Raw genomic sequence first — 20,126 nt, forward strand, 5'->3', positions numbered from 1 at the left:
GGGTTCTAGCTGGATCTGGTCGGCGGGGACCGCTAGGCGCATGGCGGGCAGGAGCCGCAGGGCGGTGTCGACGGCGGTGTGGGCGATGAGCCGGGCGGGGACTTTGGCGGGGCAGGCGTGCACTCCGGCGGAAAATGCCAGGTGGGCGCGGTTGCCGGTGTCCAGGTGCGGGTCTCCGGTGCGGGCGTGGGGGCCGTTGTTGGCGGCCGCGAGCCCGAGGATGAGTGCGTCGCCGCGGGTGATGGGGTGGCCGCCCAGGTCGTGGTCGGCCAGGGCGAAGCGGGCGGGCATGTTGGCCATCGGGGGACTGGCCCACAGCATCTCGTCCAGGGCGTCCTCGACGCCGAGGCGGCCGCGGCGCAGTTGGCCGGCGAAGCGGGGGTCGGTGAGCATCAGCCGCAGCGTCTGGGTGATCCAGTTGGTGGTGGTCTCCCAGCCGGCGACCATCATCATCACCATGCTCTGCTGGATCTCATAGTCGTCGGCCAGGTTCGGGTTACCGATGAACGCTGAGGTCAGGTCGTCGGTGGGGGTGGCTCGGCGGGCGTTGATGGCGCCGGTGAGGACGTGGTTCAGGGCCCGGTTGCCCTCTTGGGCGTCTTCGCCGGAGCCCACCAGCGCGGTCATCGCCCGCTGCAGCGCGGCGGTGTCGCGGTCACCGAGCCCGAACAGGTCGGTGACGGCCAGCATCGGGATCGGGGCGGCGTACCCGGACATCAGGTCGGCGTGACCGTCGTCGGCGAAGGAGTTGATGAGTTGTTCGCAGCGGGCCCGGACCGCTTTGAACATGGCGTTCTGGTCGATGCCGGCGATGGCGTCCAGGACCGGGGCGATCAGGCGGCGGTGCTCGCGCCCGTCGCGGAAGTAGCCGTTGTCGCGGGGCCCCATCATCGGCAGCAGCGGCGAGTCGGGCGCCACCAGGCCGTTGGCCAGGTCGCCCCAGTTGACCGGGTTGCGGGAGTACAGCCGTTCCCGCCGGGTCACCTCCAGCATCTGCTCATAGCCCATGACCAGCCAGGCGTTGAGCGGCCGGACGGCCCCGTCCGGGTCGGCGGGAGCGAGCTGGACCGGGGCGACCGGCCCGAACTCGGCACCCAGCCGGCCGTACACGTGCTGGGGGTCGGGGCAGGCGGTGGTGGCCGACAGCGGCGTCAGCCCGGTCATGTCCGCAAGCCGTTCACCAGCGCGCGCCCGACCCGGCGGTGGCGGCGCCGGGTGCGGCGGGGGTTCAGGCGGAAGGGACGTCATCAGCAGCACCTAGAGACAGTCGCAGCGGGGACACGAACGAAAACTCGGGGCCACGGCGGCAGCCGCAGCCGGGAGTGCGGAAGCGGAGGGGTTACCGAGGAGAAGGGGCGGTGGGGACAGGGCGGTAGATGTGGTCGACCAGGCTGATCAGCGAGCCGGCGGCCGAGCCGCGCTGGCGGGCGTCGCATTCGGTCAGCGGGGTGCCGGGTTGCAGGTCCAGCGCTTGGCGTAGCTGGTCGTGGTCGACGGTGGGGCTGTCGGGGAACTGGTTGGCCGCGACGGCCAACGGCAGGTCCGGGTGGTGCTGTTCCAGCTGGTCGATCGCAGAGAACGACGCGGCCAGGCGGCGGGTGTCGACCAGGACCAGGGCGCCTAGCGCGCCGGTGGCCAGGCCCTGCCAGAGCGGCCAGAATCGCTGCTGGCCGGGGGTGCCGAACAAGTAGAGCACCAGTTGGTCCGACAGGGTGATGCGCCCGAAGTCCATGGCGACCGTGGTCGCGGTCTTGTTCTCCAGCCGTTCCAAGTCGTCCACGCCGACGCTGGCGGTGGTCATGGGTTCCTCGGTCCGCAGCGGGGCGATCTCGCTGACCGACCCGATCAGTGTCGTCTTGCCGACCCCGAACCCGCCGACCACCAGAATCTTCACCGAATGCCGGACCGAGGACGGGACCGCAGCGGGAGCCGAGCCCACCAGGCCCGCCGCAGCGCTGTCGACGGGGTCAGACGAGGTTGCGGAGACCATCGAGCACCTCCTTCAAGATCTCAAGATCGGTCCGGGACGCTGGGGCCCGGAAGATGAGGTGACCGCCGTCGATCAGGTCGGCGGCGACCACCGTCACGGCACTGACCGGCAGCCGCAGATACGCCGCGACCTCGGCGACCGACAACTGCACCTGGCACAGCCGCAGCAACGCGACCTGCTCGCGCGTCGCGGTGACCGGCAGCGCCCGGTCCGGCCCCCGCAGCGAGGAACGGCCTCCGTCGGGGTGGCCGTCCGCGCCCGGATCGGCGGCCAGCAGGAGCGTCTCGGGCTGCAGCGTGTTACGGGTCGGCGCGGCCCGGCCATGGGTGATGACGTACACCGGAACCACCGGGTCCGGCTCCACGCCCGGCTCCACGCCCGGTTCCTCACTCGCCGATGGGTCTGGCGGCCGGTCACGGGCCGGGTCACGGTCTGAGGGGCTGTTCACGGGCTGATCCCCCCGGTGGGCCCGGCACCAGGTACCGCGCCGCGGGCTGGGCTGCGGGCGGGAGTGGCCAGGTTGCTTTCGCCGATCTTTTGGACCTGGGAACTCATTTGCTGGGCGATGAGGCCGGGGTCGACTCTGGGGTCGGTCAGGACGGCCAGGTGTGAGCCGTCCCCGGCCCCGCGGACGAACAGCACCGCGCCGTCCAGCTCCAGCACGACCCGCCGCATCGGCCGGTCGCCAGCGTGTTCCTTGGCCACGCTCTGGGCCACGCTGTTGAGGCCGGAGCACGCGGCGGCCAGCCGTTCGGCAGTGTCGTCTCGCAGATTCTCCGAACGCTGTTTGACCAGGCCATCAGCGGTGGCCACCAGCGCATGGATCACGCCGGGAACTTTCAGGACTTCGGCCAGCATCCAGGTCTGGTCAGACATGATCATCCTTGAGGTCGGAACCGGGGGTCGGCCCCGGCTCGGGGGTGTCGGGCCGGGTCGGCGTCCCGGTCATGTAGGCGGCGGTCCATGCGGCTTCCTCAGCCGGGGTGCGTTCTCGTTCAGCAGAAGGACCAGCAGGTGAGGGCGGCGCTACCGGGGCGCCGGCGCCGCGCCGGTGGCGACGCTGAGGGAGCCCGTCAACCGTCTGCGTAGGGTCCGGATCGGCAGGCCCGGGGGCGCCGGCCGACAGTTCCTTGCTTTCCCGCCGGCCGCCCTCTGCCGCCGCCGGCCCCGGCGGTGGAGGCTCGGGGACGGTGGATTCGGGTGCTGGGGCGTGCTGATCGGGGTAGGCGGGCAGGGGCACGGTGGTCAGCAGTTCCCCCGGGATCAACACCACGGCACGGATTCCGCCATAGGGCGATTCGGCCAGATCCACTCCCAGGCCGTGCCGCCGCGCGTACTGGCCCACCACCGCCAGCCCCGTCTGGGGGACCGCGCCCATCTCCTCCAGCGCCACCAGGCGGTGCCCGCTGGCGATCTCGCGGTACGCGCTCAGTTCGTGGTCGCGCAGCCCCAGCCCGGCGTCGTCGACCTCGATCACCGCGCCGCGCTGCACCTCACGGACCTGAACCTGCACCGCGGTGGTCGCCGGGGAGGATTGGGCGGCGTTGGCCAGCAGCTCGGCCATCGTGTGGATCACCGGCTCGACCACCGCGGCAGTGATCGCGATCTCCCGGTTCCCGGTGACCTGGACCCGCTGATAACTGGTGATCCGGCCCGCGGCCGAGCGGACCACGTCCACCAGCGGCACATCGTCCTGCCACTGCTGGCCGGGCCACTCCCCGGCTAGCGTCACCACGCTTTGGGCCCGCCGGGCCTGCTGCATCGCCGCGTGCTGCACATGCAGATTGGCCTTCAGCAGGCCCGGATCCTGCTGAACGTGCGGCGGCATCTGGATCGCCTCGCCGTAGATCTCCAGAGCCGATGCCTGCAGCCGCCGGGCCAGCGCCACCACCACCAGCCGCATCGTCTCCCGCCGGCCCGCCTCCCGCCCCACCAGCCTGAGCACGTCGGCCACGGTCTCCTCGACCAGTTCCGCGGTCGCCCGGTCGGCCACGTCCTCGGACAGGACAAGCGGTGGTGCCGGTGTCCCTTCGACCACGGCGGGCAACTGCCGCTCCACCAGGAACACCAGCGCCTGCCGGACGGCCTCCGCGCTGGAGGCGTGCAGGACCGCCTGCTCCACCATCTGCCGCTCAGACCGCCGGGCCGCCTCCGCGGCCAAACGTTCACCGTGCTGGGCGCGCACACGTTCGCTCTCCAGCGCATTCGCCCGCTCGCGGGCCGACACCAGCCCCTGGTCCTTCCTGCCCAGCAAGGCCCGGATATCGCGGTCGCGCAGCCACAGCAGCGCAAAAACCACCAGCACGAGCACCGCCGAGCACGGGGCCGCGAACACGGCCAACAGACCCAACGCGCCCGCGTCCGGGTACACCGCGGGCGCGGCAACGGCGTGAAGCAACAACACGCAGGCGGGCACGCCGCCCGCCCACCACAACCACCGGCGCTCGGGCAGCTGACCAGCCCACGGCGGGCACGCCGGGCGCTGGTGGTCCGCCGGAGGTTGCGCCGACGGCGGCGGGGACGTCGAGGAACGGGCGGTAGCAGTCATGATCACCTTGACGGAACGGAAAGGGGCTTGCCAGGGCTGGCTGTCACAGTGCGCCGCACCTCAGCGGCGGAGGCGATCTCGGCAACTCCGGCTGGGCTGGTCACGCGAGTCAGGGCGACCACCTGCGGGATGACCTGGATGACGCGCCTGGAGATCGACGGACGGGGCGGGGGAGTGTGCGGTGGTCATCGCAGCGCTCCGGAGGTCATATCGGGCCCTGTAGGTTGGCCGCCCAACGAGTCGCCCGAGGCCGCACCACAGATCGACCGGTCATGCGGGCCCCCTCCGATCTGGGCGGTGCCGCACCACACGGCCAGCCCGTCCGAGCCGTCCCCACCTCCCGCGGCAGGATCCGGGCCCACCCCAGGGAAAGGCTCGGCGAAGGCCCGCGGTTCTTCGCTCGAACCCGCGCGCAGCAAGGCGGCGACGTCTGCCGGCCCCCGCAGATGCGGCAGCAGCGCCTGATGCATTCCGCAGATCTGCGCCAGCGTCACACTCAGGACGCTGGTGCCGGTCAGATGCGAGATGCCCAGCCGACTGCCCGAGGCCAAAACAGTCCCCACCACGTGCAGCCACGCCTCGACCTCGTGGTCGTCGAGCGGTTCCAGCGCGCCAGCCATCACCACCGCGACCGGACGAGACAGATCCAGAAGCTTCGAGGCCCCCGACAGCGCCGCGACGGGATCGTCGACGGCGGCCTCAACGCATCCGCAACTTCGGTCAATGCACATCAGCGCCTGGACATGCACCGCCGTAACAGGATCGCCGGTGACGTAGACAGTCCTGGCCGAGGGATTGATCCGCCGCGCGACGCTGTGGACCTCGCCGAGCGGCGGCAACGTCAGCGGCGGCTCCGCACCCAGCACCAGCAACTGCTCGATCCCTCCGGCGCCGGCCAGGCACTCGACCAGACGGTGGCGAGCCCGCCGCCGCATCTGAGCGATCCGCGCTATACCCGGGATCTGCCGTTCCAGATCAGCAGCAAACTCCCGATCAGCCTGGAAGGCATCCCTACCGCCGACAAGGTGATGCCACACCCTCGGCCACCACGGAACCGCGGTGGACGGCTCCCGAAGACTCGGCCCGGTCAGGTCACCGAACGCCAGCCGCTCGACGGCGCGCGCCGTCATCGCTCACGTCCCCGATCGTTGCGGCCAGGGCGGACGGCGACCAGGCCGACGACCCGGACGTGCTCACCCACCTGGCCGTCGTGCGGTTCGGGCAGCCCCCATTCGGCCACGTCGCACAGCCCGGGAGGAGCGACCATGTCCCAGCCGTCGACCAGCCCCAGAATCTCCTCTTCAGACCGGAAACGAATCCGGCTGGTGGCCTTGTCGTAGGCCTTGGTCATGCCGTCGACACGGCGCGTCTCGGTGTCCGTGGTGGTCGCGTGGGAAAGCACCACCACACTGCCGGGCGCCAGCCGCCGCCCAAGCTCAGCCATCACCGCAGCCGGGTCAGCGACGAAATGGAGCACTGCGGCCAACACCACGACCGTCGGGGCCGACCGGTCCAGAGCCTCGCCCAGCTCGAGGTTGCCGAAGACGGTGTCCAGATCGGTGACGTCGCCGTGGAGCACGCGCCCATAGCTGCGGCCGCTACGGGCATGCGCCAGAACCACTGGATCGTTGTCGAAAGCAACGACCCGAGCATCAAGGGCCACCCGCAGAACGCACTCCTCCACGCTGGGCAGCCCGATGTCGGCGTCCAGGACGCCGACCCCGATATCGGCAACCTGCCCAATCCCGAACTCGGCCACCGCCCACGCGGCGGCACGGCCGGCGAACTGGAAGTTCTCCCGCGCGACCTGCCCGGCATCGGGCGCCATCGCGATCACCTTGTCGGCGGCCTCCCGATCCGAGGCGTACGCCGTCCGGCCCTTCAGCAGCGCGTTGTAGGTCCTGGCTGGGCTGGCCTGAGTGAAATCAAGCGCCCTGCCCGGGGTCAGCTCCTGGCCGGTCACCGCGCGCTCCCTGCAACGGCCCGGTCGAGCTCGGCGCGAAGGCCCTCAGCGGTGTCGGCGTCGACCAAGTTCACGCGGTTGAACTGGTCACGTGGCAACGGCCAAAGCTGCCCCCACCAGCGGCCCTTGTCGGACACGATGATCCGCCAGTCAGGGAAGTCTTCCTTCAGCGCGGCCTTGGCGACCGCCGGGGTTGATGTATTCGCAAGGGTCATGACAGAACCTCTGAGCAGGCGGGGACCTGGGAGAAAGAAATGAGAGGACTTGCTATGCCGCCCTGCGCCGAGCGTTGACGGTGAAGCAGGCCTGCCCGCAGTCGCCCTCGCGGGATGGGGGAGGAGCGGCGTGTGGCACCGTTGCGAGCCCTGCGTGCCCGCCGAAGGTGCAGATCCGTAAGCCGAATCCGCCACGACGGAGTGGCGTCTTCCAACTCGGACTCGACGGCGTCCACGTGCCGGAGTGTCGATGCGGACATACCGACGATGGTCGCCACCCGCATCAGGCGTGATTGCCACATCTAGTGGCACCCGCCTGGAACTGGTTAGATCGCGCGCGCCCACTCCGCGAACGCCACCAACGCATGCGGCGGCGAAGCATGCAGGCGTAGTAGCCTCACCAGCACATCCCGGACAAAGGGATGCTCACGGGTGTGCTGAGGAGCGATCCGTCTGGCCGCCTGCAATGCACGGAATGCCTCTTCCCGCCTTCCCAGCCACAACTGAGCCCGCGCCACATCGATGTAGTAGTGGGACCGCCGCTCCTCTGGGACCCTTTCCAAAGGCACCGACAGCTCCGCCCCGCGTCTCGTGACCTGCGCGGCCCGCGCCGCGTCACCACGCTCCACTGCAAGCGCGACCTCGTGCACATGCAGCGAGACCGGGCCGAACGCGGTCCCGTTGTAAACGCCCTCGGGGACCGACTCCGCGAGCCGCCGAGCGTGCTCGAAATGCTCATCCGCCGTGACGATGTCCTCGGTCAGCCTGGCGGCGACCACCGCAGCTCGCATATGCAACGCGCCGACTGCCGCCCGCAGGCCAGGGGAGTTCGGCGGCGGGGCGTTATCGAGCGCTCTCTCCAGCAGCCGGAGCCCTGGCGTGAGGTTATGACTGGCGAAGAACACCTCAGTCCGCACGTAGGCGGCCGTTGCGAGCAACGCCGGATCCTCTACCACCTCGGCGGATGCCCGCATCAGCTCCACCAACCGCGCAGACAGATCGTAGTATCCGTACTTGTAGGCAACGGCGTCAGCTGCCCGGTACGCCGAGACGAGAAGCCGCGCCGCACGGGCCTGGTGCTCAACGTCCTCGCTGTGCCTATAGCGCGTCAGTTCTCCCAACAGGTCGGGCAACGACTCCGCCAGTCGCGTGTACTGCGACGATAACCGCCTCCGAGTTGCTGCGCCGGTCGCGCGCTCCAACTCCGCCAGCGGCCGAACCGGACCATCCTCGGGAAGGTCATAGGCGTCGATCGCCGTTCGGAGATTCGGCAGCGCCGTATGCACCCGGCTGTCGGTCGGGCGCCGCTGGCCCACCAGAACGTCCGGCTCCGTCTCAAGTGCCTCAGCGAGCGCGGCCAGCGTCCGATCGGTCACCGGCCGATCGCCCTGCTCGACTTTCCGCAGCAGGCTCAACGACACGTGTGCCGACGAGGCCAGTTGGCGCTGGGTAAGTCGCCGCGCCGTTCGGTGGGCGGCGATACGGTCGCCGATCGAGTTTTCCGACATCACGTGCGGTCTCCGACGGTCCATCCTGTCGGCACGGTAACGCGAATTCGTCCAAGAAGTGCGGCCTTCAGGAAGAAATCAACAACTGCGGAAGTTCAGTCAGATCGTCCACAACCCAGTCCGCGACGCCTCGGTAGTCGTCTGCCCACAGGTATCCCCATGGGCCCCGCCGCACCAAGGCCGTTCGCAGCCCGGCCGCCCGTGCCGGCACGACATCGTTGGCGGGGTGGTCGCCCACGTACACGATCTCCTCCAGTTCCCCCGGAGCCCACTCCACTAGCCGCGCGAAGAAACCTGGATCCGGCTTGGCTACCCCCCACTCCTCCGATGTCGCGATTTTATCCGCCGGAAGGCCAAGTTCACGCAGTCGCGCCCCTACCCGCGCCGTCTGGTTTCCCGCAACGCCAACCCAGAATCCAAGCCGCCGGTGCTCCTCCAATGCCGAATGAACGTCCGGATAGAAATCGGTATCAATCAACTCTGGGGCATGCCCTGCCGCAACGCGTGCCCGATGTTCCTCGCCGACATCCAGCCCGGGTCGGACCAGCCTCAACGCATCAGCGTTGTCCCGTCCCTGTGCCGTCACCGCGCCCACGAGCGCCGACATTGTGTGCGGCGAAACCCCCAACCAGTCCGCCCAGCCCTGCCACTCGCGAGTGTCGTCCACCAGGGTCTCGCCCACATCGAACACCACACACTGGATCACACGCATAGCGTAAGCATGGCCAACGGGACTTCCGCCCCAAAGACCGCCAGACGGGCCCTGGGTGATGGTGGGCCAGCCGCCGGCGGGAAGGATCTCGCGTTTGAGGCTGGCGAAAAACGCCTCGGCCAGGGCCTTGTCGGCGCTGGAACCGACCGTGCCCGTCGACGCCCACGGTCCGCACACGTTCGCGTGACACGTTATGGGCCCAGTGACAGATGGGCAGTTGAGGAGGCGCCATGACACGGCTGGTCCTGTGGGACATCGACCACACATTGATCGACACACGTGGTGTGGGCCGCGAGCTGTCGGCTGCAGCGTTCCCCTCTCTGTCAGACTGCTGTGACACAAGGGACGAGCGAGTCCTTCTGATACCAAGCAGGGCGAGACAGGACGAACAGCGCAGTGACGATGACTCTCGCCGACCAGGCCGCCGTGACGACGCGGCAGGATGGTCGGGTGACCGACGAACACGGCGACCAGCAGCCGGGCCGGCCCGCCCGGCCCAAGCGCCGGACGTTCACCAAGGCCTACAAGGCCCGGATCCTGGCCGCCTACGACGCGCTGCCCGAGGGCAGCCCCGAACGCGGCGCCCTGCTGCGTGCCGAAAAGCTCTACCACTCCCACCTCGAGCACTGGCGCAAACAGCGCGATGAAGGCACCCTGGCAGCCACGTCGGGAAAGCCGGCACGCAGCCCCGAGGCCGAGGAACTGGCCCGTCTGAAGGCCGAGAACAAGAAACTCAAGGCCGAAGCCGCCAAACTCGAAGCCGGCAACGCCAAACTCGCGGGTGAACTCGACAAGACCCAAACCGCGTTGGACATCGCGGGAAAAGCATTCGCGCTGCTGCAGGACATCTCAAGCAGCGCGGACTCCGACGAGAACTGAACCAGGTCATCGACGACCACCTGCCCGGCATGGAGGAACTGCTCGGCACCGCCCGGGCATGCCGCATCCTCGGCAGATCCCGCTCGACTCTGCACCGGCACCGCAATCCCCGCCCGCCCCGGCTCGGGCCGCGCCGCCCGTTCCATCACCCGGCCGAGCTGTCGGCGGCCGAACGCGAGCGGGTGCTGGCGGTGCTGGACTCGGCCCGGTTCGTCGACAAGTCACCGGCGCAGGTGTGGGCGATTCTGCTGGACGAGGGCATGTACCTGTGCTCGCAGGCCACGATGTACCGGCTGCTGCGCGAGCGCGGCCAGACCGGTGAGCGGCGCGCCCAGGCCGTGCGTCCGGCGACCGTCAAGCCCGAACTCCAGGCCGACGGCCCCGACCAGGTGTGGTCGTGGGACATCACGAAACTGAAAGGCCCCGTGCGCGGCGTGCATTATCTGCTGTACGTCATCATCGACATCTTCTCCCGCAAAGTCGTGCACTGGGAGATCTGGCCCACCGAGAACGGCACCCTGGCCAAGGAGTTCATCCAGCACGCCATCATCGCCAACGGCGGCGTGGCGCCCCGATCGATCCATGCCGACCGCGGCACGGCCATGACCTCCAACACCGTCACCGGACTCCTCGCCCTCCTGGGCATCGACCAGTCCCATTCCCGCCCGCACGTGTCCAACGACAACCCCTACTCCGAAGCACAGTTCAAGACCCTCAAATACTGTCCGGCATTCCCGGGGCGATTCGGCTCGATCGAGGACGCCAACAGCTTCTGCGGCCGGTTCTTCGCCTATTACAACCACGAACATCGTCATTCCGGGATCGGGATGCACACGCCCGCGACCGTCCATGACGGCACCGCCACCCGAATCCAGACACACAGAACCGCCACCCTGCAGGCGGCCTTCCGGGCCCATCCCGAACGGTTCCGAGGCCGGTGCCCCTCACCGCCCCCGCTACCGGACAAGGTCTGGATCAACCCGCCACCCCAACCACCCCAGACCGACAACGAGCCACAAACCACCCACGTGGCCTGACGTCTCATCCGGTTTGACAGGTTCCGGTGGTCCTGCCAGACCTGCGTGACACCGAGTTGCTGGTAAAGCTCGTTCGTGATGACGGTCAGCAAGGCCGCGGTCCCGAGGAGGGATCCTGCGCCGGGTAATCACGTAATCTAGGCCGTCAGCTCTTGACGGAGTTCATTGAAAGCTCGCCTGGCGACTGCGCATATTTCGGGTAGACGATCTCCTGCGGTTCGCATTATCCGCTGCAACTGGTGAGGAAGCCGTTGTGTGGCGGCTTCGCGGATGGCGATCTCCAGGTATTTCTGCGCACCGCTGTGGTCGCCAGCCAGCAGCTGAACGTTCGCGATGGTCACACGTTCGATAACGTGCCACTGCGGGGCGACCGTTGTGGTTGGCGCCGGGGAATGATCGATGAGCCCGATCGCGATGTCCGCTCGGCCTGTTGCGACCAGGCCCCTGAGCCGAATTTCGTGTAGCGCGTACGGATTGAAGAGAGACGTGTGCTTCACCTCGTCCAGGAACGCGTCAGCTTCCCGCATCACGTGGTCGAACAGGGGGCCGTCACCGAGTGTTCCTGCGGCCCTCGCAAGTAGAGGCAGTACTGCGACGCGGGCTTGGGGGCCGGGGGCTAGGGCGAGCGCGTGCTGGAGGCGGCTGACAGCGGCACCGCGTAGTCGGGCCTTGCGGAGTTCGTTGCCGTGCATCCGCAGAACCTCGGCGGAGAATGCGGGGTCCTGGAAGTAGGAGGCGATGTCGAGGCTCTTGGCGGTCCAGTGGGCGGCGGTGCTCAGGCGCTCTTCGGGGAGGACGTTTCCGAGGGCGACGCCGAGGCCGGCGCGGGCGCGGGCCAGGAGATGAAGGACATCTCGCTCGGTGTGTCCGTTCTCAAGGCGGGCTTCGAGGCGGGCAACGAGTGGCCAGAGTTCAGCGACGGCTTCGTAGGCGTGGCCGGTTTGGCGGGCGATCTCGGCGAGGCGAACGGTCGACTCTCCGAACTGGAGCATCGCCCGGTGGTCGGTGTCGGCGGTATCGGTGACGCCCAGGACGTGTGGTGGGAGGCGAAGCCGGTCAGCGATCGAACGGCGCGAGCCGACGTCGTCCAGGGTGCGCTTCCCGAGCTCCAGCATCGAGATGTAGGTCTTGTCGTAGCCGAGGAGTTGGCCGAGCGTAGTCTGGTTGATGCCGTGGATGGCGCGGTGGTACCGCAGGATCTTCCCGAGGTCGCCCGTGGCCAGGACGCGCTGGGCCTCTGGTGTGGCCCAGCGCCATACGGCATGGCGGGCTGAGGACCGAGCCAGTTCCGGGCCGCCTGCCATATCGGTCACATCCGTGTGAACCAGGCGTCTATGGAGCGCCGGTAGCCGTTGGGCATATGCAGTCCTGGAACCTCGTCGGCGGTGAACAGGCCGAGCTGCTTGTGCTCGTGGCTCACCACTGGTTCAACGTCCGGGGTCAGGACGGGGCACCCGTAGGCGACGATGACGACACGCCGCTCCGGAAGCGTCTGGGGCAGCGGCTGATAGATCCACACGTCCAGAAGCGGGCCTGCCTTGACGGTCCAGCCGGTCTCTTCCTGGATCTCTCGCGCTACCGCGGCCTCGGGGCTGGCATCGGACGGCTCCAGGCGGCCGCCGGGCAGTTCCCACTCGTCGCGCTCGTTCTTCAGCAGCAGCACGCGGCCGCCGTCTCCCACAGCGACGCCTTTCACGGACACTGGCCAGGCAGGCGGCGTCTTCATTGTGGTCCTCAGCGGTTAGCGGATGGGCCAGGGGACGTTTCGAAAAGTAGCACGCGCTCCCTGCTCTCAGCCCGGGCCTGGGCGCATGGCTGAGTAGACAATCTGTCGCTTTACCTCGCAACGGGCAGTGGCCAACAGTGAACGCAGCAGTACAGCGAAGGAGTTGCGCCATGAGCAAAGCCCCGCAGGCCGGTGACGATGTGCTCACCGCTTACCACGCCGGCCCTGTGGCGCTTAGCGTGATCGCGCAGCGCTTGCGGGACGTCGGTCTGGTCGTGCTCGACGGAATGGCCTCGCGCGACGCGGTTCTCGCTCTCGCCTTCCGGGTCATGGACATCACCGCACATCGCGACAGCGACCCGGATGGCCTAACCACGATCCGAGACAGCGGCCGTCACCAGGATCGGCCCGGATTCGGGGGCTTCACCGACAAGGAACTCGCGCCGCATACCGAACGGTCGGGACTCGCGACGCCGCCCCGTCTGATGCTGTTGGTGTGCGGGCGCCCGGCTGATCAGGGCGGCGAATGCCTGTTGACCGATGCCCGCGCGGTGCACGCCGAATTGATGGCGAACCGGCGCGAGGCTGCTCTGGCGCTGGCAGATCCCCGCACGACGTTCTTCGGAGCAGGGGACGGCCACGCTGCCCAAGTCTTCAGCGCACACCCTGAGGGGCGGGTATCGGTGCGGCTACGGCTGGATGGCCTTGCCCGTTGGAGCCCTCTTGTTCAGCCCTATGTGCGTGATCTGTGGGAGGTGACGCTTCGCCATCAAATCTCGCTCCGGCTCGCGGCCGGCCAGGGCTATCTACTGGACAACTCCAGGTGGCTCCATGCCCGTCGGGCATTCACCGGGGACCGGCTGTGCTGGCGTGCGCTCGGAGAGCCGAAGTTCGAGCTTCCCGTCGGGTTCGCCCCTGCCCAGGACGCAGTCTCATGACCGAACCGAGAGCCGCATGGGTGAAGCTTGCCCTGCTGTCCCATGGGGTCGCGATCGACGCGTTTGTTCTCCGAGTGGTTCACCCGACAGGCCGGGCTCGGTGCGACGACGCCAACTTCTATAACCCCCGGTCTGGGGCCAGGACACGGCCGTCCTCCAGGAGATCCGACTGGCAACGGACGAAGGGCAACTGCCGGTGACGGTTCTGGTGAACGTGTACGGCGACAACACCTGGGCCTCAAAGGCCGACCAGGAGCCCGCCTTGGTCAACTCTGCGCTCCGTGTCTCCTGGGCGCCGAAGTTGGTCGACGATCTGGAGTGCCTGCGCGGTCGTCAGCGCAACGAGCGTCGAGCAGAGCACGCCGAGTGGCAGACGCATCACGCCGTCGCGAGTGGTCATGAGCGCCGTGGCTGGATGGGGCTTGGGAGCCGTGGTCATGACGGCAGCTACCGAGCGGCTGGAAGCGTCTGCGAATCCTTGCTCGGGCGCATTGGGTACCGGCGCCGAGATCGTTTCAACGCTCCATCCGCAGATCCCGCCCTCGGCAGGAAAGAGGAACAGATACCATGACCAGCCACTCCGTCCGTGACAAGGCGTCTTGCTCGCTCCTCGGCGCCCGGCTGGTTGTGGTGACCGGCGTCCAGGGTTTCGTCGGATCTCATCTCACCGAGGCACTGCTTGCCCGCTCGGGCGTGAGCGTCCTGGGGATCGACCGCGTCGAGCCCGGCGGCGACCCCCGGACAGCCTCGATCATCAACTGTCTACGCGGCAGGCCCGGCTTCGAGCTGTTGGCGGTCGATGCCGGTGACCGCGGGGTTGCTTCCCGGCTGGCCGGGGCGGATGCGGTGGTGCATTTGGCGGCTCCAACGGACGTGGGGGCCTCTTGGGGTGCGGGGTTCGCCGATCAGGCGGCGTCGCTGCTCGGCTGGCACCGTCTGCTGGATGCTTGCCACGCCGCGGGGGTGCCGCGGGTGGTGGTGGCGTCGTCGGCGCATGTCTACGGGCCGACGGGCGGGCTGGCGTGCGAGGAGGTACCGGTCGAGCCGACGTCGCCGTACGGGGTGATGAAGCTGGCGACCGAGCGGCTGGCCGCCGCGTTTGCCCGTCGGCCGGGGTCGCGGATGAGCGTGGTGGCGTTGCGGTTCTTCACCGCGTTCGGGCCGCGCAGCAACCCGGAAATGGTGGTGCCGCGGATGTTCCGGTCGGCGGTCACCGCGGCCCCGATGCCCCTCTTCGGCGACGGGGACGTCGCCCACTCCTGGACCCACGTCGATGACCTGGTCGCTGGAGTGTTGCGGGCGCTCGACCTGCCGTTGGTGGCGGGCTGCGCCGAGACGGTGAACATCGCGGGCGCCGACATTGCGTCGCTGCGGCAGGTCGGTGACCTGGTCGGGCAGATCGTCGGCCGCCCGGTGGTGTGGGAGGCCGCCGGGGACCGGCCAGGCGATGCCGCCGGTGTCCGCGCCGACCTGTCCCGCGCCCGCCGGCTGCTGGGGTTCACCCCGGCGGTCGGGCTGCGCGAGGGGCTGGAGTCGCTGTGGCCGCACCTGAACGCCCAGCCGGTCCGGCCACGACCTCTCCCGGCATGACCCGACATGCCCTGGCCACTCGAACCCGAGAGGCGGTTCCTATGTTCGAAACCGAACAGCTCACCAGCTCGTTCGCGCAGCTGTACGGGTCGGCGAACGAGTTGTGCGCGAAGGCGTGCGCGCGGATCCTCTCCGAAGGACGGGTGGCCGCGCCGCGGGGGCTGCCGACCCGCGAGGTGCTCGGCTCGTCGCTGTGGCTGGCCGACCCCCGCGCCCGGCTGGTCGATCTGCCGCCGCACCGCGTCATCAACCCGGCGTTCGCGGTCGCTGAAACGCTGTGGATCCTGTCCGGTTCCGGTGAGGCGTGGATTCATGAGTTCAACGGTTCCCTGGCCGCCTACGTCGGGGACGGCCCACCGCACGGCGCCTACGGCCCCCGCCTGCGGGCCTGGGCCGGGATCGACCAGTTCGACCGGGTGCGGCGGCTGCTGCTGAACGATCCCGACACCCGCCGTGCCGTCCTGACGGTCTTCGACCCGGCCCGGGACCTGGTGGACGAGCGCGACATTCCCTGCACGCTGGGCCATCGCTTCTACCTGCGGGAGGGCGCCCTGCATATGGTGACGTCGATGCGCAGCCAGGACGTGTGGCGAGGTCTGCCCTACGACCTGTTCGCCGCCACGGTCCTGCTGGAGGTGATGGCGGGATGGGTCGGAGCGCGCGTTGGCCGGTGGCATCACCAGGTCGACTCCCTGCACCTGTACGCCCCGGAGCTAGCGGCGGCCGGGCAGGTCGCCGCGACCGCGGACCAGGCCACCGGGCACATGGGGACGCTGGCCGCCCCGTGGGAAGGCTTCGACGCCCGCGTCGCCCAAGTGATCGCCGGCGAGCGGGTGGGGGCTGCCGCGTGGGACGACCTGGCGGACGTGATGGCCTCCTTCCGGCTGTGGCGCCGCGGTGACCGCGACGCCGCACGCAGCAAAGTCAACGGGCCCGGGGTGATGGCGGCCGCGCTGACCCGCTGGTACAACCGGCCGTCCAGCCAGGCAACCGCAAAGGCCGACCCATGAGCGGGCCGGTACTGGGCCTGTGCGCCTTCACCCACGACTCGTCCGCCGCGCTGGTCGCCGACGGGGAGCTCGTCGGCGTGGTCGAAGAGGAACGCCTGTCGGGCATCAAACACGACAAGTCCTACCCCGAGCGCGGGATCGACTGGCTGCTGCGTGAGGCCGGTCTTGGCCCCGGCGACGTCGCGGCCGTCGCCCTGCACTTCCAGCACCGCCTGTACCGCAAGGCCGCACCCGCCGCGCTCGCCCACCTGCTGCACCCCGCCACAGCCCGCCGGGCAGTTCCGCGTGCCCGCTCCATGCTCACCGTGGCGGGCAACGAACGACGCCGCCTGGAGTTGCTACGCGGCCGCTTCCCGCACGCCACCCTCCACCAGGTCCTGCACCACCGCGCGCACGGGCTGACCGCGTTCGCCTCCTCTGGGTTCGACGACGCAGCGGTGCTGGTCGTCGACAGCCTCGGCGAGACCCAGACCACCACCATCGCCCGCGCCCACCGGGACCGGCGCGGCGTTGCGTCCTGGCGGATCGTGCGGGAATTCGGCGACCCGGCAAGCCTCGGCTACGCCTACGGAGCGGTGACCCAGCATCTGGGCTGGCGCAAAGCCGACGAGGAAGGCACGGTGATGGCCCTGGCGGCACTCGGCGACCCCGACCGGTTCGCCGCCCTGTTCCAACGGGCGATCCCCCTCTCGCCCGGCGGGTTCACTCTTGATCCGCACCTGTTCCCGCTCCGCGTCATCTCCAGCCGGTGGCGCCGCGTCACGCCAGAGTTCATCGCCTCCACCTGCCCGCCCCGCGAGCCCGGCCAGGAGATCACCCAGGTCCACATGGACCTGGCAGCGGCCCTGCAGCGCCGTACCGAGGAGATCATGACATGGCTCGCCCGGACCGCCCGCGACGCCACCGGGGCTAGGCGGCTGTGTGTCGGCGGCGGCGTGGCCATGAACTGTGTGGCGATCGGCAAGATCCTCGCGCGCGGTGTGTTCGAGGAGGTGTTCGTACCGCCCGCTCCCGGAGACTCGGGTACCGCGCTCGGGGCGGCCTTGGCGGTCCTGGCCGACCGCGGCGAAGCCGTCCCCGCCCGGGTGCAGGGCGCCTGCTACCTCGGCCCCACCCCCCATGCGGGCGGCGCAGCCCGTCCTCGCAGCGGGGTGAGCGCCGTGTCGACGCCCGCGCCCGCGACGCGAGTCGCGGCCGCGCTCGCCGCCGGGAAGATCGTCGGGGTCTGCGCCGGCCCGGCCGAGGCCGGGCCACGCGCGCTGGGGAACAGATCGATCCTGGCCTCTCCGCTGCTGCCCGACGTCATCGATCGGCTCAACCGCGACATCAAGTTCCGGGAGCCGTTCCGGCCGTTCGCCCCCGTCGTCCTGGCCGACCACGCGCAGGACTTCTTCGAACTCGGTGAGGCGTCCTCGCCGTTCATGTCGTTCGCCGTGGCGGGCACACCGCGAGGCCGCTGCGACCTGCCGGAGGTGTTCCACCGCAACGGCCTGGCCCGGGTCCAGACCGTCGACGCCCAACGCAACCCGCTGCTGGCCGCGATCTTGACCGCGTTCGCCGCCCGCACCGGCATCCCCGTCCTGATCAACACGTCGCTGAACATCAAGGGCAAGCCGATCTGCGGGACCGCGGACATGGCCCTGGACTGCCTCACCGAATCCGGGCTGGACGGCCTGCTGCTGGACGACCACTGGTACACCAAACGCACGCAGGAGCCAGAGTGAGGATCGGATACAGCTTCTGGGGATTCCTCGGCGACGGGATCACCGACACCCCCGACGGGGGACGCTCTCACCGCCGCACACTCATCGACGCCCTCATCGCGGCAGGACACCAGATCGTGTTCCTGCAGACCGACCGAGACCGCACCGAAGCCGGCACCGGCCTGCCCTACACCTGGGAACCGGCCGGGTTCCCCGAGATCGACATCCTCATACTGGAATGGCGATGGCCGATCGACGGCCGCAACACCACACCCTGCACAACCATCGGCCACACCTGCGACCTGCACCGGCAGACCGAACTCCTGGAGTTCTACACCGACCAGGGGCTGCCCACGATCGTGTGGGACAAGGACCGGCAACTCCGCCCCGACGACCCGCTGCGGACCAGGCAGAACGTGACGGTGTGCGAGGCGGCGCTGCACCCGTCGCCGGGCGCGGTGCCGCTGCTGTTCCCCGTCGCCGACACCGCCCTGGACACCGCCGACCCGGCGGTCCTGACCGCGGGGGAACGCGGCTGGACGCTCACCTACGTCGGCAACCAGTACGACCGCGACGACTGCTTCGAGCGCTACTTTGTGCCCGCCGCCCTGGCCCACCCTCGCTACCTGGTCGCTGGGAAATGGACCGACACCACCCGCTGGCCGCACGTTCGCTTCATCGGCCGTGTCCCCTTCAGCAAGGTCACCGAGCTGTACGGGACGTCACTGACCACGATCCTGCTGCTCCCCGACCGGCATCTTCACTCCGGGCAGATGACCCAACGCCTGTTCGAGGCCGTCCTGGCCGGATGCCTGCCGTTGTGCCCGTCCGAGTTCCGGTCCGCCCACCGCCTCATCCCTGCCTCTCTGATCGTCTCCAGCGGCCAGGACGCCGTAATGGTCATCAGCAAGTTGGCCGTCGCTCGTCCCGCCGTCCGGGCCGAGCTGCTGGCGCGATGCCTGCAACGACTCGACCTCATGCGCATCTCCCGCCAGGTCACCACGCTCAACCAGATCCTGACCGCCGGGGCGGACCGGTGAGCGCGCCTCGTCCCACCCGTCCCGGCAGATCGGTAGCGTTGAATCATGCAGCGGATCGCGATCATCGGATGCGGCGGATCAGGCAAAACCACCGTCGGCAGGCAACTCGCCGCCCGGATCGGCGCCACGATCACCCACCTGGACACCGTCTACTACGACGAACAGTGGAACAAGCTGGACCCCGACAAGTTCGCCGCCCTCCAAGAGGAACTCGTCGCCGCCGACACCTGGGTGATCGACGGGAACTACGCCGGGACGCTGCCCATCCGGCTCAAGCGGGCCGACACCGTCATCTTCCTCGACCTGCCCGCGCTCACCTGCCTGTGGGGCATCGCTCAGCGCCGCTGGAAGTACCGGGGTGGCCAGCACGGCACCACCGGCGTCTACGACCGCATCACCTGGAGCTTCATCAAATATGTGTGGGGCTACCGCAAGCAGATGGCCCCCCGGGTCCGAGAGCTGATCTCCGAACACGCCGGGCACGCCGACGTACGCATCGTCACCTCCCGCCGCGCCGCCAACCAGCTCCTAGCCCAGCTGACGGCCTCCACGGCCACGTGATCCCGAGGGTGGCGCATTGAGCCACCCTTTCCTCGGCGAGAACCTCCCGGCCCTGTACGTAGACGAGAGCCGCACCCGCCAGCGCAGCGACGCCCTCCTGGCCGCCAAGACCGCAGGCCGCAACATCACCGAAGTCCTCCTCGGCCACGCCGGCAACGCGGGCCTACCCGACCGGCCAGTGATCTGCGACCTCGGCTGCGGACAAGGACGCACCACCCTGAGACTCGCCCGCCACCACCCGAACGCGCGGATCATCGCAATCGACGGGTCCCCGGCCATGACCGCCGCCGCCCAGCAACGATGCGCAGGCCTGACCGTCCAGACGATCACCGCAGACTTCCACACCCTGCCCCTGACCGATCAGAGCCTGGACCTGGTCGTGGCCGTCATGTGCCTCTACCACTCGTCCACCCCCGACCACCCGATCAGAGAGATCACCCGGACGCTCCGACCGGGCGGCACCGCGATCCTGGTCACCAAGGCCGCCGACAGCTACTACGAACTCGCCGCCCTCCTACAACGCTCCGGACTCGACCCGCACGCCACCGCGCGACCGAGCCTCTACCAGGCGGCCCACAGCGGCAACCTGCCCGGCCTCGCCGATGCTGGCGGCTTGATCGTCACCCAGACGGAACACGAACAGCACACTTTCACCTTCACCGACCTCGCCCACACCGCCGCCTACTTGACCACCTGCCCCCAATAC

General features: G+C 69.2%; 21 protein-coding genes. 9 read left to right on the plus strand and 12 right to left on the minus strand.

Annotation, left to right across the window (positions count from 1 at the left end; all coding sequences use genetic code 11):
* The 10 genes from E1285_RS31785 to E1285_RS31830 all read right to left on the minus strand — a co-directional run.
* The coding region (locus tag E1285_RS31785; protein ID WP_132158268.1) for a cytochrome P450 at positions 1-1,164 on the minus strand (1,164 nt) is incomplete at its 3' end.
* A 175-nt stretch (positions 1,165-1,339) separates the two neighbouring features.
* Positions 1,340-1,990: an ATP/GTP-binding protein gene (locus tag E1285_RS31790; protein WP_132158269.1), complete on the minus strand. Its 651-nt coding sequence runs from the start codon at positions 1,988-1,990 to the stop codon at positions 1,340-1,342.
* Positions 1,968-2,366 (minus strand): DUF742 domain-containing protein, encoded by a 399-nt coding sequence (locus tag E1285_RS31795; protein WP_132158270.1) that lies wholly within the window; start codon positions 2,364-2,366, stop codon positions 1,968-1,970. The genes E1285_RS31790 and E1285_RS31795 overlap by 23 nt, the downstream gene beginning before the upstream one ends.
* A 68-nt stretch (positions 2,367-2,434) precedes the next feature.
* Positions 2,435-2,866, minus strand: coding sequence for a roadblock/LC7 domain-containing protein (locus E1285_RS31800; protein WP_207946974.1), 432 nt, complete (start codon positions 2,864-2,866; stop codon positions 2,435-2,437).
* Positions 2,859-4,406: an ATP-binding protein gene (locus E1285_RS31805; protein ID WP_132158272.1), complete on the minus strand. Its 1,548-nt coding sequence runs from the start codon at positions 4,404-4,406 to the stop codon at positions 2,859-2,861. Before E1285_RS31805 ends, E1285_RS31800 begins: the two co-directional genes overlap by 8 nt.
* Positions 4,407-4,723: 317 nt before the next feature.
* Entirely contained in the window at positions 4,724-5,668 is a 945-nt protein-coding gene (locus E1285_RS31810) for an SAM-dependent methyltransferase (RefSeq protein ID WP_132158273.1), read from the minus strand.
* Positions 5,665-6,501, minus strand: coding sequence for an SAM-dependent methyltransferase (locus E1285_RS31815; protein WP_132158274.1), 837 nt, complete (start codon positions 6,499-6,501; stop codon positions 5,665-5,667). Before E1285_RS31815 ends, E1285_RS31810 begins: the two co-directional genes overlap by 4 nt.
* Positions 6,498-6,716, minus strand: coding sequence for a hypothetical protein (locus E1285_RS31820; RefSeq protein ID WP_132158275.1), 219 nt, complete (start codon positions 6,714-6,716; stop codon positions 6,498-6,500). Before E1285_RS31820 ends, E1285_RS31815 begins: the two co-directional genes overlap by 4 nt.
* Positions 6,717-7,042: 326 nt before the next feature.
* Positions 7,043-8,224 carry a helix-turn-helix transcriptional regulator gene (locus tag E1285_RS31825; RefSeq protein WP_132158287.1) on the minus strand — a complete coding sequence of 394 codons (1,182 nt, stop codon included), beginning with the start codon at positions 8,222-8,224 and terminating at the stop codon, positions 7,043-7,045.
* 67 nt (positions 8,225-8,291) lie between these two features.
* The gene (locus tag E1285_RS31830) at positions 8,292-8,936 is read right to left on the minus strand and encodes an HAD family hydrolase (protein ID WP_243723181.1); all 645 of its coding nucleotides are present in this window, start codon (positions 8,934-8,936) and stop codon (positions 8,292-8,294) included.
* 402 nt (positions 8,937-9,338) lie between these two features.
* On the opposite strand from E1285_RS31830, the gene E1285_RS31840 reads away from it, so the two are divergent.
* Positions 9,339-9,815 carry a transposase gene (locus E1285_RS31840; protein ID WP_132158277.1) on the plus strand — a complete coding sequence of 159 codons (477 nt, stop codon included), beginning with the start codon at positions 9,339-9,341 and terminating at the stop codon, positions 9,813-9,815.
* A gap of 29 nt (positions 9,816-9,844) precedes the next feature.
* Positions 9,845-10,852, plus strand: coding sequence for an IS3 family transposase (locus E1285_RS31845; protein WP_132158278.1), 1,008 nt, complete (start codon positions 9,845-9,847; stop codon positions 10,850-10,852).
* A gap of 137 nt (positions 10,853-10,989) precedes the next feature.
* On the opposite strand, the gene E1285_RS46875 is transcribed toward E1285_RS31845, so the two are convergent.
* Together E1285_RS46875 and E1285_RS31855 are read right to left on the minus strand one after the other, a co-directional pair.
* A complete protein-coding gene (locus E1285_RS46875) occupies positions 10,990-12,156 on the minus strand; it encodes a helix-turn-helix transcriptional regulator (protein WP_207946975.1) in 1,167 nt (388 codons plus the stop codon).
* Positions 12,157-12,161: 5 nt separating this feature from the next.
* On the minus strand, positions 12,162-12,578 hold the full coding sequence (locus E1285_RS31855; RefSeq protein WP_132158279.1) for an NUDIX hydrolase: 417 nt from the start codon (positions 12,576-12,578) through the stop codon (positions 12,162-12,164).
* Between the two features lie 170 nt (positions 12,579-12,748).
* Between E1285_RS31855 and E1285_RS31860 the strand changes: the two genes are divergently transcribed.
* The 7 genes from E1285_RS31860 to E1285_RS31890 all read left to right on the plus strand — a co-directional run.
* A complete protein-coding gene (locus E1285_RS31860; protein WP_132158280.1) occupies positions 12,749-13,516 on the plus strand; it encodes a TauD/TfdA family dioxygenase in 768 nt (255 codons plus the stop codon).
* Positions 13,517-14,083: 567 nt separating this feature from the next.
* Entirely contained in the window at positions 14,084-15,106 is a 1,023-nt protein-coding gene (locus E1285_RS31865) for an NAD(P)-dependent oxidoreductase (protein ID WP_132158281.1), read from the plus strand.
* A gap of 41 nt (positions 15,107-15,147) precedes the next feature.
* Positions 15,148-16,116 (plus strand): thymidylate synthase, encoded by a 969-nt coding sequence (locus E1285_RS31870; protein WP_132158282.1) that lies wholly within the window; start codon positions 15,148-15,150, stop codon positions 16,114-16,116.
* Positions 16,113-17,840, plus strand: coding sequence for a carbamoyltransferase C-terminal domain-containing protein (locus E1285_RS31875; RefSeq protein ID WP_132158283.1), 1,728 nt, complete (start codon positions 16,113-16,115; stop codon positions 17,838-17,840). The genes E1285_RS31870 and E1285_RS31875 overlap by 4 nt, the downstream gene beginning before the upstream one ends.
* Complete coding sequence (locus tag E1285_RS31880; RefSeq protein ID WP_132158284.1) at positions 17,837-18,859, plus strand: hypothetical protein; 1,023 nt, start codon at positions 17,837-17,839, stop codon at positions 18,857-18,859. Before E1285_RS31875 ends, E1285_RS31880 begins: the two co-directional genes overlap by 4 nt.
* 45 nt (positions 18,860-18,904) lie before the next feature.
* Positions 18,905-19,420 carry an AAA family ATPase gene (locus E1285_RS31885; RefSeq protein ID WP_132158285.1) on the plus strand — a complete coding sequence of 172 codons (516 nt, stop codon included), beginning with the start codon at positions 18,905-18,907 and terminating at the stop codon, positions 19,418-19,420.
* 16 nt (positions 19,421-19,436) lie between these two features.
* Positions 19,437-20,126: class I SAM-dependent methyltransferase (locus E1285_RS31890; protein WP_132158286.1), on the plus strand; the 690-nt coding region annotated here is incomplete at its 3' end.

Source organism: Actinomadura sp. 7K507, from assembly GCF_004348425.1.
Lineage (GTDB): Bacteria > Actinomycetota > Actinomycetes > Streptosporangiales > Streptosporangiaceae > Spirillospora.

Coding starts and splice junctions, on each gene's coding strand:
- E1285_RS31870 (WP_132158282.1), top strand. CDS start 15,148: ATGTTCGAAACCGAACAGCTCACCAGCTCGTTCGCGCAGCTGTACGGG.
- E1285_RS31845 (WP_132158278.1), top strand. CDS start 9,845: ATGGAGGAACTGCTCGGCACCGCCCGGGCATGCCGCATCCTCGGCAGA.
- E1285_RS31885 (WP_132158285.1), top strand. CDS start 18,905: ATGCAGCGGATCGCGATCATCGGATGCGGCGGATCAGGCAAAACCACC.
- E1285_RS31790 (WP_132158269.1), bottom strand. CDS start 1,990: ATGGTCTCCGCAACCTCGTCTGACCCCGTCGACAGCGCTGCGGCGGGC.
- E1285_RS31830 (WP_243723181.1), bottom strand. CDS start 8,936: ATGCGTGTGATCCAGTGTGTGGTGTTCGATGTGGGCGAGACCCTGGTG.
- E1285_RS46875 (WP_207946975.1), bottom strand. CDS start 12,156: ATGGCAGGCGGCCCGGAACTGGCTCGGTCCTCAGCCCGCCATGCCGTA.
- E1285_RS31865 (WP_132158281.1), top strand. CDS start 14,084: ATGACCAGCCACTCCGTCCGTGACAAGGCGTCTTGCTCGCTCCTCGGC.
- E1285_RS31840 (WP_132158277.1), top strand. CDS start 9,339: ATGACTCTCGCCGACCAGGCCGCCGTGACGACGCGGCAGGATGGTCGG.
- E1285_RS31820 (WP_132158275.1), bottom strand. CDS start 6,716: ATGACCCTTGCGAATACATCAACCCCGGCGGTCGCCAAGGCCGCGCTG.
- E1285_RS31855 (WP_132158279.1), bottom strand. CDS start 12,578: ATGAAGACGCCGCCTGCCTGGCCAGTGTCCGTGAAAGGCGTCGCTGTG.
- E1285_RS31810 (WP_132158273.1), bottom strand. CDS start 5,668: ATGACGGCGCGCGCCGTCGAGCGGCTGGCGTTCGGTGACCTGACCGGG.
- E1285_RS31875 (WP_132158283.1), top strand. CDS start 16,113: ATGAGCGGGCCGGTACTGGGCCTGTGCGCCTTCACCCACGACTCGTCC.
- E1285_RS31800 (WP_207946974.1), bottom strand. CDS start 2,866: ATGTCTGACCAGACCTGGATGCTGGCCGAAGTCCTGAAAGTTCCCGGC.
- E1285_RS31860 (WP_132158280.1), top strand. CDS start 12,749: ATGAGCAAAGCCCCGCAGGCCGGTGACGATGTGCTCACCGCTTACCAC.
- E1285_RS31825 (WP_132158287.1), bottom strand. CDS start 8,224: ATGTCGGAAAACTCGATCGGCGACCGTATCGCCGCCCACCGAACGGCG.